The organism is Streptomyces sp. NPDC029152, assembly GCF_055564355.1.
Window position 1 is genome coordinate 420,492 of sequence record NZ_JBVHWR010000001.1, and the last position, 13,919, is coordinate 434,410.

The 13,919-nt window shown below is 74.5% G+C and carries 11 protein-coding genes and 1 pseudogene; 7 read left to right on the forward strand and 5 right to left on the reverse strand.

The annotated features are described in order from the left end of the window. The coding region (locus ACZ4V6_RS01825; RefSeq protein WP_467821784.1) for a TetR/AcrR family transcriptional regulator at nt 1-558 on the reverse strand (558 nt) is incomplete at its 3' end. Between the two features lie 115 nt (nt 559-673). Here ACZ4V6_RS01825 and ACZ4V6_RS01830 point away from each other — a divergent pair. Beyond that, nucleotides 674-2,152 carry an FAD-dependent monooxygenase gene (locus ACZ4V6_RS01830; RefSeq protein ID WP_467821785.1) on the forward strand — a complete coding sequence of 493 codons (1,479 nt, stop codon included), beginning with the start codon at nt 674-676 and terminating at the stop codon, nt 2,150-2,152. Nucleotides 2,153-2,175: 23 nt separating this feature from the next. Here the strand turns inward: ACZ4V6_RS01830 and ACZ4V6_RS01835 are convergent, their stop codons facing one another. Further along, on the reverse strand, nt 2,176-2,697 hold the full coding sequence (locus ACZ4V6_RS01835) for a MarR family winged helix-turn-helix transcriptional regulator (protein ID WP_467821786.1): 522 nt from the start codon (nt 2,695-2,697) through the stop codon (nt 2,176-2,178). Nucleotides 2,698-2,823: 126 nt separating this feature from the next. Between ACZ4V6_RS01835 and ACZ4V6_RS01840 the strand changes: the two genes are divergently transcribed. Genes ACZ4V6_RS01840 through ACZ4V6_RS01850 form a run of 3 tightly spaced genes read left to right on the forward strand, consistent with a single transcriptional unit; the run spans nt 2,824 to nt 5,769 of the window. Then, nucleotides 2,824-3,780, forward strand: a complete 957-nt coding sequence (locus ACZ4V6_RS01840) for an EamA family transporter (protein ID WP_467821787.1) — start codon at nt 2,824-2,826, stop codon at nt 3,778-3,780. Between the two features lie 33 nt (nt 3,781-3,813). After that, entirely contained in the window at nt 3,814-4,854 is a 1,041-nt protein-coding gene (locus ACZ4V6_RS01845) for a DMT family transporter (protein WP_467821788.1), read from the forward strand. A 9-nt stretch (nt 4,855-4,863) separates the two neighbouring features. Then, nucleotides 4,864-5,769 carry a LysR family transcriptional regulator gene (locus ACZ4V6_RS01850; RefSeq protein WP_467821789.1) on the forward strand — a complete coding sequence of 302 codons (906 nt, stop codon included), beginning with the start codon at nt 4,864-4,866 and terminating at the stop codon, nt 5,767-5,769. Nucleotides 5,770-5,879: 110 nt separating this feature from the next. Here ACZ4V6_RS01850 and pepN read toward each other — a convergent pair whose 3' ends face one another. After that, entirely contained in the window at nt 5,880-8,456 is a 2,577-nt protein-coding gene (gene pepN, locus ACZ4V6_RS01855) for an aminopeptidase N (protein ID WP_467821790.1), read from the reverse strand. A gap of 112 nt (nt 8,457-8,568) precedes the next feature. Between pepN and ACZ4V6_RS01860 the strand changes: the two genes are divergently transcribed. Beyond that, nucleotides 8,569-9,045: a DUF1203 domain-containing protein gene (locus tag ACZ4V6_RS01860; protein WP_467821791.1), complete on the forward strand. Its 477-nt coding sequence runs from the start codon at nt 8,569-8,571 to the stop codon at nt 9,043-9,045. 12 nt (nt 9,046-9,057) lie between these two features. On the opposite strand, the gene ACZ4V6_RS01865 is transcribed toward ACZ4V6_RS01860, so the two are convergent. Then, nucleotides 9,058-10,074 (reverse strand): aspartate-semialdehyde dehydrogenase, encoded by a 1,017-nt coding sequence (locus ACZ4V6_RS01865; RefSeq protein ID WP_467821792.1) that lies wholly within the window; start codon nt 10,072-10,074, stop codon nt 9,058-9,060. Nucleotides 10,075-10,192: 118 nt separating this feature from the next. Further along, nucleotides 10,193-12,466 carry a TerD family protein gene (locus tag ACZ4V6_RS01870; protein ID WP_467821793.1) on the reverse strand — a complete coding sequence of 758 codons (2,274 nt, stop codon included), beginning with the start codon at nt 12,464-12,466 and terminating at the stop codon, nt 10,193-10,195. Nucleotides 12,467-12,577: 111 nt separating this feature from the next. Between ACZ4V6_RS01870 and ACZ4V6_RS01875 the strand changes: the two are divergent. Further along, nucleotides 12,578-13,107 (forward strand): annotated as a pseudogene (locus ACZ4V6_RS01875) (sigma-70 family RNA polymerase sigma factor). Nucleotide 13,108: 1 nt separating this feature from the next. Beyond that, nucleotides 13,109-13,855, forward strand: coding sequence for a hypothetical protein (locus ACZ4V6_RS01880; RefSeq protein WP_467821794.1), 747 nt, complete (start codon nt 13,109-13,111; stop codon nt 13,853-13,855). Nucleotides 13,856-13,919 lie beyond the last annotated feature (64 nt).

The following is a 13,919-nucleotide window of genomic DNA, read 5'->3' on the forward strand; positions in this document are numbered from 1 at the left end:
CAGCCAGGCCACGACCTCCTCGCGGCGGAGCGTCACGGTCGGCGGGAACCGCAGCACGTACCGGGTGAGCGCCAGGCCGAGCACCTGCGACGCGACGAGCGCGGCCCGCGCCGGAGCCTGCTCGGGGACCGGGCACACCCGCCGGGCGACCGGCAGGAGCTGGTCGCGGAAGATGTCCTGCATGCGCTCGGCCCCGGCCTGGTTCGTGATCCCGACCCGGAGCAGCGCCGTGAGCACCTCGTTCTCCTCCCACAGGGCGAGGAAGTGGGTCACCAGGGCCCTTCCGACCTCCTCGCGCGGCCGCTCGGTCAGGTCGGGCAGGGCGAGGTCGACCGTGACGGCGGCCGCGAACAGGCCCTCCTTGGTGCCGTAGTACCGCATCACCATCGACGGATCGATGCCCGCGTCCCGGGCGACGGCACGGATGGTGGCCCGCTCGTACCCGTCGCGGGCGAAGCGTTCCCGGGCCGCGGCGAGGATCGCGGCGCGCGTGGTGTCGGAGCGGCGGACGGGCGACTCGTCGTCCCCGGTCCCGCCGCGGAGTGCTGTGCTGGACATGCCCAAAAGCGTAGGCCAACACACGTTGGCCAACAAGTGTTGACTACGGTCGCGGCCGGTCGTACGGTGACAACAAGCGTTGGCAAACAAGCGTTGGCACCTCGAGGAGGCCCAGATGAACGGCATCCGACACGAGTCCGTCCGCTCCGTGGTCGTCGTCGGCTCGGGCCCCACCGGGCTGCTCCTGGCCGGCGACCTCGCCGCCGCCGGCGTCCCCGTCACCCTCGTCGAGAAGCGTCCGCACCGGATCAGCAACCTCTCCCGCGCCTTCGTCCTGCACGCCCGCACGCTCGAGCAGCTCGACGCCCGTGCGCTCGCGGACGGCCTGGAGGCCGTGGGCACACCGCTGGACCGCCTCCGCCTCTTCGGCCGCCTCACCGTCGGCTTCGCCACCCTGCCCTCCCGGTTCCGCCACCTCCTCGTCCTGCCCCAGTACGAGATCGAGAAGGTGCTGGAGCGACGGGCGGTGGAAGCCGGGGTGGAGTTCCGGTACGAGACCGAGGCGACCGGCCTGCGCCAGGACCCGACGGAGGATTCCGTGGCCGTCGAGGTCCGCGGTCCGGACGGCGGGACGGAGACGCTGCGGGCGGCCTACGTCGTCGGCGCCGACGGGATGCGCAGCACCGTGCGCGAGGCGATCGGCCTGCCGTTCCCCGGACGCTCGGTCATCCGCTCCGTCGTCCTGGCCGACGTGCGACTCGCCCGGGAGCCGGAGACGCTGCTGGCCGTCAACGCCGTCGGGGACGCCTTCGCCTTCCTCGCGCCGTTCGGCGACGGGTACTACCGGGTGGTCGGCTGGCACCGCGGCCGGAACGTCCCCGACGACGAGCCCCTCGACCTGGAGGAGGTCAAGGAGATCACCCGCCTCGCCCTGGGCCGGGACTTCGGCATGCACGACGCCCGCTGGATGTCCCGCTTCCACAGCGACGAACGGCAGGCGCCCGCCTACCGCGTGGGCCGCGTCTTCCTCGCCGGCGACGCGGCGCACGTGCACACCCCGGCCGGCGGCCAGGGCATGAACACCGGCCTCCAGGACGCGGCCAACCTGAGCTGGAAGCTGGCGGCCGTGCTGCGCGGGCACGCCGGTCCCGAGCTGCTGGACACCTACCAGGCCGAGCGGCACCCCGTGGGGAGGGCGGTGCTGCGCAGCAGCGGCGGCATCGTCCGCCTCGCCATGGCCGAGCGCCCCTGGACGCTGGCGCTGCGGGCGGCCGTCACCACCCTCCTGGACCACGTGGGCCCGGCCCGTCGCCGGGCGGTCGGCCACCTCACCGGCGTCGGTCTCCGCTACCCCGCTCCCCGCGGGTCCCACCGGCTGACCGGCACCCGCGTGCCCGACGTGTCCCTCGCGGGCGGCGGCCGGCTGTACGAGGCGCTGCGCGGCGGACGGTTCGTGCTGATCGGCCCGGAGGCGGGCCCGGGCCGGGAGGCGTACCGGGCCGGGACCGGCCGCGAGGACCGGCTGGCCGTGGAGCACTGGGCGAGCGGGCGCCGCACGACGGTGCTGGTGCGGCCCGACGGGTACGTGGCCTGGGCGGCGGACGCCGCGGGCGCGGCGGAGACCGAGGCGGCGGTCACCGCGCACGTGGGCTGAGCGGCCGTGGGCCGGGCGGCCCGCTACTTCTCGGTGCCGGCGAGGAGTTCGCGCAGCAGGTCGGCCAGGTGGCCGGCCCGGTCGGCGTCGAGGGCGGACAGGGCCTCGGCCTGGACGGCCAGTCCGGCGCCGACCGCCTCGTCGATCAGTTCGCGACCCTTCTCGGTGAGCGTGACCCGCAGCGCCCGGCGGTCGTGCGGGTCGGGGGAGCGGCGCAGCAGTCCGGCCCGCTCCAGCTTGTCGAGACGGCCCGTCATGCCGCCGGTGGTGAGCATCAGCGTGGCCGAGAGCTGCCGGGGGGAGAGGGCGTAGGGCTCGCCGGAGCGGCGCAGGGTGGCCAGCACGTCGAACTCGCCCCGGGAGATCCCGTAGGGCGTGTACGCCTTCTCCATCCGGTCGCCCATCGCGCGCGAGAGCCGGAAGATGCGGCCGAACACCTCCATCGCGGCCGTGTCCAGATCGGGCCGCACCGCCGCCCACTGGTCGATGATCGCGTCGACGGGGTCCTGGCGCCGCGCGGGCCGGGGATCGGGGCGTTCAGTCATGACACGAGTATCGGGGCCGTTCCGGTCGCCCGCAAGAAAGTGGCTTGACGGAAACTTGCTTAGCGCTAAGCTACTTCCTGTCGAGTTACTTCTCGGGTCCACGTCGCCGCCACGAAGGGTGTCCCCATGGCCACCGGCCGCACCGCCCTCATCGCGCTCACCGCCCTCGCCCCCGTCTCCTGGGGCACCACCTACGCCGTCACCACCGAGTTCCTGCCGGCCGACCGGCCGCTGTTCACGGGGCTGATGCGCGCGCTGCCCGCCGGGCTGCTGCTGCTCGCCCTCGCCCGGGTGCTGCCGCGCGGCCTGTGGTGGGGGAAGGCGGCGGTGCTGGGCGCACTGAACATCGGAGCCTTCTTCCCGCTGCTGTTCCTGTCCGCCTACCGGCTGCCGGGCGGCATGGCGGCCGTCGTCGGCTCGGTCGGCCCGCTCTTCGTCGTCGGGCTCTCCGTGCTGCTGCTGGGGCAGCGGCCCACCGCCCGGTCCGTGCTCACCGGCCTCGTCGCCGCGTTCGGCGTCAGCCTGGTCGTGCTGAAGGCGGCCGGCGCCCTGGACCCGCTCGGCGCGCTGGCGGCCCTCGCCTCCACCGCCTCCATGTCCGCCGGCACCGTGCTCACCAAGCGGTGGGGGCGTCCCGACGGCGTCGGCCCCCTCGCCCTCACCGGCTGGCAGCTGACCGCGGGCGGCCTGCTGATCGCGCCGCTCGCCCTCCTGGTCGAGGGCGCGCCCCCGGCGCTGGACGGCCCGGCGATCGGCGGCTACCTCTACCTCGCCCTGGCCAACACGGCCGTCGCCTACTGGCTCTGGTTCCGCGGCATCGGCCGCCTCTCCGCCACCCAGGTCACCTTCCTCGGCCCGCTCTCCCCGCTGACCGCGGCGGTCGTCGGCTGGGCGGCGCTCGGGCAGGCGCTGACGCCCGTCCAGCTGGCGGGCATGGCACTGGCGTTCGGCGCGACCGTCGCGGGACAGCTCGCGCCGGGCGGGCGGGGGCGGGTGCGGCCCGCCGGTACACCTTTCAGTTCTCCTTCAAAGAACGGTCGTAAAGATTCGATGGACCTGACGGGTCCGGGGCTGCGACGGTAGGCGCGCCAGGCTTCCGACCAGGAAAGGACCTTCGTGGCCACAGCCGCCCGCCGGACCACCGCCCACCCCGCCGCCGCCCCGGCGCGGCCGACGGATCCCGCCGGTCCGGCCGGGCCGGCGGATCCCGCCGCCGGTCCGGCCGCGCCGGCGGATCCCGGCCCCTCGCCGCGGCCGGCGGTGCCCGCCGCCCCGGAGAAGGCGAGGGCGACGGGACCCGTCGCCCTCGGCCTCGCGCTCGCCGTCCTCGCCACCCTCGTCTGGTCCGGCAGCTTCGTCACCTCCCGCGCCCTCGGCGACAGCGTCCCGCCCGTCCAGCACGCCTTCTGGCGCTGGGTGATCGCGCTCGCCGTCGTCGCCCCCTTCGGCGCCCGCCGGGCCTGGCGGCAGCGCGAGCTCGTCCGCCGCCACCTCGGCTTCGTGCTCCTCGCCTCCCTGCTCGGCGTCACCGTCTACAACACCCTCGTCAACCAGGCCGGCGTCACCACCCCCGCCGCCAACATGGGCATGATCATGGCGGCGTCCCCGGTGCTGATGGCGGTCTACGAACGGGCGGGCGGCGTCCGGCTGGGCGCGCGCCGGATCGCCGGGCTGCTCATCGCCTGCGCGGGCGTGCTGCTGCTCGTCGGGGGAGACGGGGCGTCCTTCTCCGCCGGCGACCTGTGGATGATCGCCGCCGCCTGCTGCTTCGGCTCCTACAGCGCGCTGCTGCGCCGCAGGCCCGCCGGGCTCGACGGGGTGGCCTTCCTCTTCACCACCTTCCTGTTCGGCACCGTCCTGCTGCTGCCGGCCCAGGGCGTCAGCCTCGCCGTCCAGGGCGGCTTCACCCCGGCCAGCGGCACCGTCCTGCCGCTCCTCTACGTCGGCGTCGCCTCCTCGGCCGTCGCCTTCTTCGCCTGGAACAAGGCGATCTCCCTGATCGGCCCGGCCCGCGCGGGCGTCGTCTACTACCTCCAGCCGGTCTGCGTCGCCCTGCTCTCCTGGGCGCTGCTGGCCGAACCGACCGGCTGGGCGCAGGCCGGGTGCATGGCGCTGATCCTCACCGGGGTCGTCCTCGGCGCGGGGGCGCGCCGGTAGGTTGCCGCCATGGCCGAATGGGACATCCGCAAGCTGCAGATCCTGCGGACGCTGCGGGACCGGGGCACGGTGACCGCGACGGCCGAGGCGCTGCACATGACGCCGTCGGCCGTGTCCCAGCAGCTGACGAACCTCTCCCGCCAGCTCGGGGTGGAACTGCTCCGGGCCCACGGCAGGCGGGTCCGGCTGACGGACGCGGCCCGGCTGGTCCTGCGGCACGCGGAGGCGGTGTTCGAGCAGCTGGAACGTGCGGACGCCGACCTGGCGGCCCACGTCCGCGGGGAGGCGGGAGAGGTGCGGGTCGGCGCCTTCTCCACCGCCGTGCCCGCCCTCGTCGTCCCGGCCGTGACCGCGCTGCGGGCGACGCACCCCGGCATCACGGTGCGGGTGCGGGAGGCCGAGGCGCAGGAGGCGTACGAGCTGCTGGCCGCCCGGGACGTGGACCTGGCCCTGTCCCTGGCGGCCGAGGCGCCGGCCGCCGCCGACCCCCGCTTCACCGGCGTCCCGCTGCTCGCCGACCCGCTGGACGTCGCCCTGCCCCGCGACCACCCGCTGGCCGGGGCGGCCGGGCTGCGGCTGGCGGACCTGGCCGCCGAGCCGTGGATCTTCGGCGGCAGCGGTCCCTGGTCGGACATCACGCGCGGTGCCTGCGAGGCCGCGGGGTTCCGGCCCCGCCAGGGTCACTCGGCGGCCGGCTGGACGGCGATCCTGGCGATGGTCGAGGCCGGCATGGGCGTCGCCCTGGTCCCGCGCATGGCGGCCGTGCCCCGCGACGGCGTGGTGATGCGCGACCTGCGTGCGGGCCGCCCCGTCCGGCACGTCGTCGCGGCCGTGCGCAGGGGCGCGGGCGAAGGAGGCGCCGTGGGCAGGGTGCTCGGGGCACTGCGACGGGCCGCGGAGTGCCGGGGCGGGTGAGCCCGACGGGGAGCGACGGGACGACGACGGGATTTCCGACGGGGAACGCCGAGGGCGCCCGGCATAGCACCGGGCGCCCTCGGTCGCGTGCCGCCTGCTCGGCGTACCGCCTACTCGCCGGCGGCCGCCGCGTCCGCCGCCTGGGCCTTCAGGGCGCGCTCGACGCCCGAGCGGGACTCCGAGACCAGGCGGCGCAGGGCCGCGTTCGGCTCGGCGGAGGCCAGCCAGGCGTCCGTACGGTCCAGGGTCTCCTGGGACACCTGCACCGACGGGTACAGACCGACCGCGATCTGCTGGGCCATCTCGTGCGAACGGGACTCCCAGACGCCCTTCAGCGCCTCGAAGTACCGCTCCGTGTACGGCGCCAGCAGCTCGCGCTGGTCGGACTGGACGAAGCCGGCGATGACCGCCTCCTGCACGGCGTTCGGCAGCTTGTCGGACTCCACGACCGACTCCCAGGCCTCCGCCTTGGCCGCCTCGGTCGGGCGGGCGGCGCGCGCGGTGGCGGCGTGGCGCTCACCGGCGGCGGTCCTGTCCCGCTCGTACTCGGCCGCGATCTCCGACCCGCCGAACCGGCCCACGGCCGCGAGCCGCTGCACGAACGCCCAGCGCAGCTCCGTGTCGACGGCCAGGCCCTCGATCGTCTGCGTGCCGTCCAGCAGCGCGTCCAGCAGGTCCAGCTGCTCCGGCGTCCTCGCCGTCGCCGCGAACGCCCGCGCCCACGCCAGCTGGTGGTCGCTGCCCGGCTCGGCGGCGCGCAGGTGGGCCAGCGTCGCCTCGGTCCAGCGGGCCAGCAGCGCCTCGCGGGCGGTGGGGGCGGCGTACTGGTCGACGGCCAGCTTCACCTGGCGGTGCAGCGACTGCACGACACCGATGTCGGACTCCTTGCCGATGCCCGACAGGACGAGGGACAGGTAGTCCCGCGTGGCCAGCTCCGCGTCCCGGGTCATGTCCCACGCCGACGCCCAGCACAGGGCGCGCGGCAGCGACTCGGCGAAGTCGCCCAGGTGCTCGGTGACGACCGCGAGGGACCGCTCGTCCAGACGGACCTTGGCGTACGACAGGTCGTCGTCGTTGAGCAGCACCACCGCCGGGCGGCGCTTGCCGACCAGCTGCGGCACGGCCGTCAGCTCGCCGTCCACGTCCAGCTCGATCCGGTCGCCGCGCACCAGCTTGCCGTCGGCGTCCAGGTCGTAGGCGCCGATCGCGATGCGGTGGGGGCGGAGGGTGGGCTCGCCCTTCGCGCCGGCCGGGAGCGCCGGGGCCTCCTGGCGGATGGAGAAGGAGGTGATGACACCAGCCCCGTCCGTCTCGATCTCCGGACGCAGCACGTTGATGCCGGCCGTCTCCAGCCACGCCCTCGACCAGGCCTTCAGGTCGCGGCCGGAGGTCTCCTCCAGCGCGCCCAGCAGGTCGGACAGGCGGGTGTTGCCGAACGCGTGCCGCTTGAAGTACGCCTGCACGCCCCGGAAGAACGCGTCCTCGCCGACGTACGCGACGAGCTGCTTGAGCACGCTCGCGCCCTTGGCGTACGTGATGCCGTCGAAGTTGACGAGCACGTCGTCCAGGTCGCGGATGTCCGCCATGATCGGATGCGTCGACGGGAGCTGGTCCTGCCGGTAGGCCCAGGTCTTCATCTGGTTCGCGAACGTCGTCCACGAGTGCGGCCACTTCGAACCCGGCGCGGCCGCCTGGCAGGCGGCCTCGGCGTAGGTGGCGAACGACTCGTTCAGCCACAGGTCGTTCCACCACTCCATGGTGACCAGGTCGCCGAACCACATGTGCGCCAGCTCGTGCAGGATCGTCGCCGCCCGCACCTCGTACGCGGCGTCCGTCACCTTGGAGCGGAACACGTACTGGTCGCGGATGGTCACCGCGCCCGCGTTCTCCATCGCGCCCGCGTTGAACTCCGGCACGAAGAGCTGGTCGTACTTCTCGAAGGGGTACGGGTAGTCGAACTTCTCCTGGAACCAGTCGAAGCCCTGCCGGGTCACCTCGAAGATCGCGTCCGCGTCGAGGTGCTCGGCGAGCGAGGGCCGGCAGTAGATGCCGAGCGGCACCGACCGGCCGTCCTTCTCGTACACGCTGTGCACCGAGTGGTACGGGCCGGCGATCAGCGCCGTGACGTACGTCGAGATCCGCGGGGTCGGCTCGAAGGACCAGACGTTGTCCTTCGGCTCGGGGGCCGGCGAGTTGGAGATGACCGTCCAGCCCTCCGGCGCCTTCACGGTGAACCGGAAGGTCGCCTTCAGGTCCGGCTGCTCGAAGCTCGCGAAGACCCGGCGCGCGTCCGGCACCTCGAACTGGGTGTAGAGGTACGCCTGCTCGTCGACCGGGTCGACGAACCGGTGCAGGCCCTCACCGGTGTTGGTGTACGCGCAGTCGGCGACCACGCGCAGGACGTTGCGGCCCTCCAGCAGCCCCGGCAGGGCGATGCGGGAGTCCTGGAACACCTCGGCGGGGTCGAGGGCGTCGCCGTTCAGCGTCACCTCGTGGACCGTCGGCGCGACCAGGTCGATGAAGGACTCGCCGCCGCCCTCGGCGACGTCGAAGCGCACCGTGGTCACGGACCGGTAGGTGCCGCCCTCCTGCGCGCCGGTGAGATCGAGGTCGATCTCGTACGAGTCAACGGTCAGCAGCTTCGCCCGCTGCTGCGCCTCTTCGCGAGTCAGGTTTGTGCCAGGCACGCGGTCATCTCCTCGTGATGTGTGGATTGCGCCATCCTTCCACGTGACCCACGCGCAACGCGATGTCCGTTTCCCGCCGGTGTGCGCGTCGCCGGCGCGCGAGCCTGGTGCCATGAGCAGTCACACCGTACGACCCGTCGCACCGGCCGTCCTGAAGGAACTGCGCGCCGCCGACGACGCGGGCCGCCTCCCCGTCCCGGTGACCGACGACGAGGGCGGCACCCCCCTGCGCTGCTGCCTGCGCCACAGCCGCGCCGGCGAGCGCGTCGTCCTGGCGTCCTACGCCCCGCTGCGCCGCTGGGCGGCGGCGACGGGCGTCGACCCGGGCCCGTACGACGAGCAGGGGCCGGTGTTCGTCCACGCCGAGGAGTGCGCGGGACCGGAGACGGACCGCCTCCCCTTCACCAACTCGCACCGCACCCTGCGCCGCTACTCCGCGGACGGGCGCATCCTGGGCGGGCGGCTGGTCGAGGAGCCGGACGCCTTCGCGCCCGCCCTCCGGGAGGCGTTCGACGACCCGGCCGTGGCGTTCGTCCACGTCCGGGCCGTCGAGTACGGCTGCTTCCTCTACGAGGTCGCGCGGGGCTAGCCCGCGGGGGCGTCAGCCCTTCAGCTCGGCCGCCACCAGCTCCGCGATCTGCACCGCGTTCAGGGCCGCGCCCTTGCGCAGGTTGTCGTTGGAGACGAACAGGGCGAGGCCGTTCTCGACGGTCTCGTCCTGGCGGATGCGGCCCACGTAGGAGGGGTCCTGGCCGGCGGCCTGGAGCGGGGTCGGCACCTCGGTCAGCGCGACGCCGGGGGCGCCGGCCAGCAGCTCCTTGGCGCGCTCGACGCTGATCGGGCGGGCGAAGCGGGCGTTGATCTGGAGGGAGTGGCCGCTGAAGACGGGCACGCGCACGCAGGTGCCGGAGACCTTCAGCTCCGGGATCTCCAGGATCTTGCGGGACTCGTTGCGGAGCTTCTGCTCCTCGTCCGTCTCGTGCAGACCGTCGTCGACGATCGAGCCGGCCAGCGGCAGCACGTTGTACGCGATCGGCGCCACGTACTTCTCCGGCTTCGGGAACTCGGCCGCCGACCCGTCGTGGGTGAGCTTCGGGGCGTCGTCGCCGACCTTCTTGACCTGCTCGAACAGCTCGTCCACGCCGGCCAGGCCGGACCCGGACACCGCCTGGTAGGTGGCGACGACCAGCGCCTCGAGGCCCGCCTCCGCGTGCAGCGGACGCAGCACGGGCATCGCGGCCATCGTGGTGCAGTTCGGGTTGGCGATGATGCCCTTGGGGCGGTCGGCGATCGCGTGCGGGTTCACCTCGGAGACCACGAGGGGCACCTCGGGGTCGCGGCGCCAGGCGGAGGAGTTGTCGATCACGACCGGGCCCTGGGAGGCGACCTTCTCGGCCAGCGCCTTGGAGGTGGCGCCGCCCGCGGAGAAGAGCACGATGTCCAGCCCGGAGTAGTCGGCGGTGGCCGCGTCCTCCACCGTCACGCCGTCGAGTTCCTTGCCGGCGCTGCGGGCGGAGGCGAACAGGCGCAGCTCGGTGACCGGGAAGTTCCGCTCCGCGAGGATCCTGCGCATGACCGTGCCGACCTGACCGGTGGCTCCGACGATTCCGACCCTCACGGTGACTCCTTCTGGTGACGTGCGTGCACCCGGCCGGGCGGGCGGGGCCCTTCCATCATGCGGGGATTCCCGGTCGGTGTGTCCAATCGTTTGCCCGAGGGACGGACGGGCAACCTTCTCAGCTCCGCTTTTCGATCACCCAGTCGCCCATGGCCCGCACGTGGAGAATCCCTTCCGAGATGTGGTGCGGACCGGAAGTTGCGGTGACTTTCCGCCGCGGGAACAGATTTTCGTCGAGCTGGAAGAGGTGCTGGATGCCGCCCGTGGAGACGATGGACACCTCGGTGTCGGGTCCGGTGTGACGTACGACTCCGTACGCGGTGCCCTGGGTCCGCGCGCCCAGCAGGGGCGCGTCGGTGAAGGCGGCGGGCTCCAGCCGCCACTTCGTGGACTCCGGGCAGCCGACCAGGATGAAGCAGGTGCCGCCCGGATCGACCCAGACCGGGCCGAGGGCGGGCCGGTGCCGGTCGCTGACGTCGGCGATGATCGTCGACTTGCCGTACGGATGGTTCCAGGCGTGCGCCGTCAGCCTCCCCTCCTTCTTGCGGGAGGTGCGCCGGACGGTCATCAGCGTCGGCGGGCCCTGGTAGCGCAGCACGGTGGTGCCCCTGCCCTCCACCGGGCCGGTGATCAGCGGCGCCTGCTCCTCGGGCAGCAGCTCGAAGCTCCAGGGGCCGGAGTGCTTGACTTGCACGGCCCTCTCGGACGCGCCCGCGCCGAAGGTCAACGCGGTGCCGCGGAGACCGTGGGCGTGGGTGTTCACCCACTCGGTCTCGTCGCCGTACTCGTCCACGGAGCGGGCCTCGACGCCGTAGCTGTGCTCGGCGTCCTTGAACTCGTACCGCACCAGCGCCGGCCGGCCGGGGCGGGGACTGACCAGGGTGATCTTCTTGTCGCCCTTGCCCTCGTACACGCCGGCCGCTCGCCGCCCGGACCGGCTGTGGGTCTTCTCCGGTTCGACGGTGAGCTCCCACTGGTGCCGGCTCTTGTCGATCACGAGCAGGAGGGGGCCCTCGGGTATCCGGACGGTCTCCTTGACCCGGCGGCCGTTCCAGGCGTGGACCAGCTCCTCGGCGGGGCGCCTCAGCTCGCCGAGGGTGTCGCCCGCGTGGTAGTTGAGCTGGAACCAGCCGCTGTGGCGGTCCGTCGCCCGCACCTTCACCTCGGCCGCGGGACCCGTGTGGAGGAAGACCTCTCGGCCGCTGCCCTCGACGGTCCCGGCGCCGAGCCGGCGGGCCGCCGACAGGGGCAGGACGGTGAGCTCCCACTTCCCGGAGTGCCTCACCTTCAGCTTCAGCGGGCCGCCCTTGCGCGGCGGCACCAGCAGGGCGCGGCCGTAGTGGTCGGGTAGGTCGGTGCAGAAGACGTCGTCCTCGCGGCCGGGGATCTGGACGTGGATGAAGTTGTACTCCTGGACCTTCGCCTCCAGGATCACCGGCCCCGAGTCCGGCGGGAACGGCAGGTCCACGACGACCGTCCTCCCCTTGTCCCCGGTGAAGGTGCGCGGCTCGAACTCGAAGGGCTCACCGCCCCAGGAGGGGGTGCCGCCGTCGGTCAGGACGGTGACGCCGTACGGGGCGGCGGCGGGCGCCGGGACGGACGCCGCGGGCACGGCCGCCGGGGCGGACGCCGCGGGCACGGCCGCCGGGGCGGAGGCGGGCGGTACGGCGGCGGGCGGGGCGAACGCCGGGTACACGGGCCCCGCGGGCTGTACCACCGTGGGCGCGGGCCCCGCGGACACGGCGCCCCCCGCGGGCGCCGTCCCCGTCTTGCCCACACCCGTCAGCGGCACGGGCCCGGACACCGGCGCGGCGGCGACCGGTGCCACCGGCACGGCCGCCTGCGCCACCGGCACGGCCGCCGCGGGCTCCGCGACCACCACTCCGAAGTCCGTCGCCAGCCCCGCCAGCCCCGAGTCGTAGCCCTGGCCCACCGCGCGGAACCTCCACGCCCCGTCGCGCCGGTAGAACTCCCCGAGCACGAAGGCCGTCTCGCTGGACGCGTCCGTCACGTCGTAGTGCGCCACCACCGCGCCGTCGGGGCCCACCACCTGCGCGTACAGGCCGGGTACCCGCCCGAACACCCCGTCGTCGCAGGACCCGGCGATCAGCACCCGCTGGACGGCCGCCTCGATCCGCGGCAGGTCCAGCTCCAGCCACTCGGCGAGCTGTCCGCCGCCCTCCCCGGTGCCCACGTGCCGTACGGCGCCGGACGGGTGCGCGACCTGGCCGTGGAAGACGATGTCGGCGTCGCCGCGCACCGATCCGGCCGCGTCGAGCAGCAGGGCGGCGGCCTCCACGGCGGGAACCCCCGGTGCCCGGCTGCGGCCGACGGCGACCCGCAACGGGACGGTGGGGACAGGGGCGTTGGCGCCCTTGATGATGTGCGTCATGGGGCACATCGTGACAGTGAAGACGGTGTGAAGGAAGATCTCCGGACCGGAGCCGAACGTTCCGCCGCGGACCGGCGTCATAGGGGAAACGCCGCGAGGGGAGGGGTGGCCGTGCTGCGCGGAAGGGGCCGCCGCGGCCAGGGGGACGCCGTGCGCGACGACCCCCTGGACGCGGACCAGGAACGCCGGGTGCGGGCGGTGCTCGCACTCGGCGGCGTGCCGCGGGCGGACCTGCCGGACGGGGTGCAGCAGGTCCGCCTGCGGCTGCTGGAGCGGGCCGCGCGCGGTGACGAGGCGCCGCGGGACGTGTCCGCGTGGGCGGCGGTCGTCGCCTCCAACCTGGCCGTGGACTGGCACCGGGCCCGGCGCCGCCAGGACCGGCTCGGCGAGCGCCTGGCCGCGCTGCGCCAGTCCGACCAGCCCTCGGGGGAGACACCAGCGTCCTCTCCCTCGCCGTGGCCCAGGGCCTGGACGGCCTCCCCGACACCCAGCGGCAGGTCGTGGTCCTGCGCTTCTACGCCGACCTGCCGGTGCGCGCCATCGCCGAGGAGCTCGGCCTCCCGGAGGGCACGGTCAAGAGCCGGCTGCACACGGCGGTACGGGCGCTGCGGGCCCGCCTGCACGAGGACGAGGTGGTGTGACATGGCCGCCGGACAGCACCCGGGCGGGGACGACGCCCTGATGGCCGCGATCACGGGCGAGCCCCTGCCGCCCGGCACCGGCACCGGTGCGGACGCGGACGCCCGCGACGCGTACCGGTCGGCGACGGCCGACGTGGCGCTGCTGCGGGAGCAGCTGGGGATCCTCGGACGCGTCCTGGGCGAACCGCCCCCGGAGCCGGAGGCCGCGCCGGGGCCCGCCTCCCGCCTCCGCCCCCGGCACCGTCCGCTCCGCCTCGCCCTGGGCACGCTCGCCGTGGCCTGCGCGGGCGCGGTGGTCGCCGGCCTGGGGTGGCTGGTGGCGCAGGGCCCGGCCGGCGGTGCCGACGGCGCGGCGGCCGACAGCGCCGCGTCGGGCGCCGAGCAGGACGGCCCGCCCCCCGGGCAGAAGACCGGCGCCGCCTTCGGCACCCCCCGCTACCTCGCCTGCGCCCGTCTGGTCGCCGAGGGCACGGTGACCGGCGCCGAACCCCTGCCGGGGGCCGCGCGGCACCGGATCACGCTGCGGCTGACCCGCACGTACGCGCCGCGCGGGGGAGCCGGACCGAGCACCTTCGTGCTGGACGACGCCGTCGCCCGGCTCGGCCCCGGCGACCGGGTGCTGGTCGGCATCCCCCGGGGCCGGACCGCTCCCGACGCCGTGATCACCGGGGCGCGGGACATCGCCGCCGCCCGCGCCGCCGTCACCGCCGCCCTGCCCGCCTCCCGCGCCCTCGCCTGCGACGGCTGACCCGGGGGAGGGCACGCAAAGGGGCGGGCGCCCCACCGGACGCCCGCCCCTCGAGGTCTGCCGC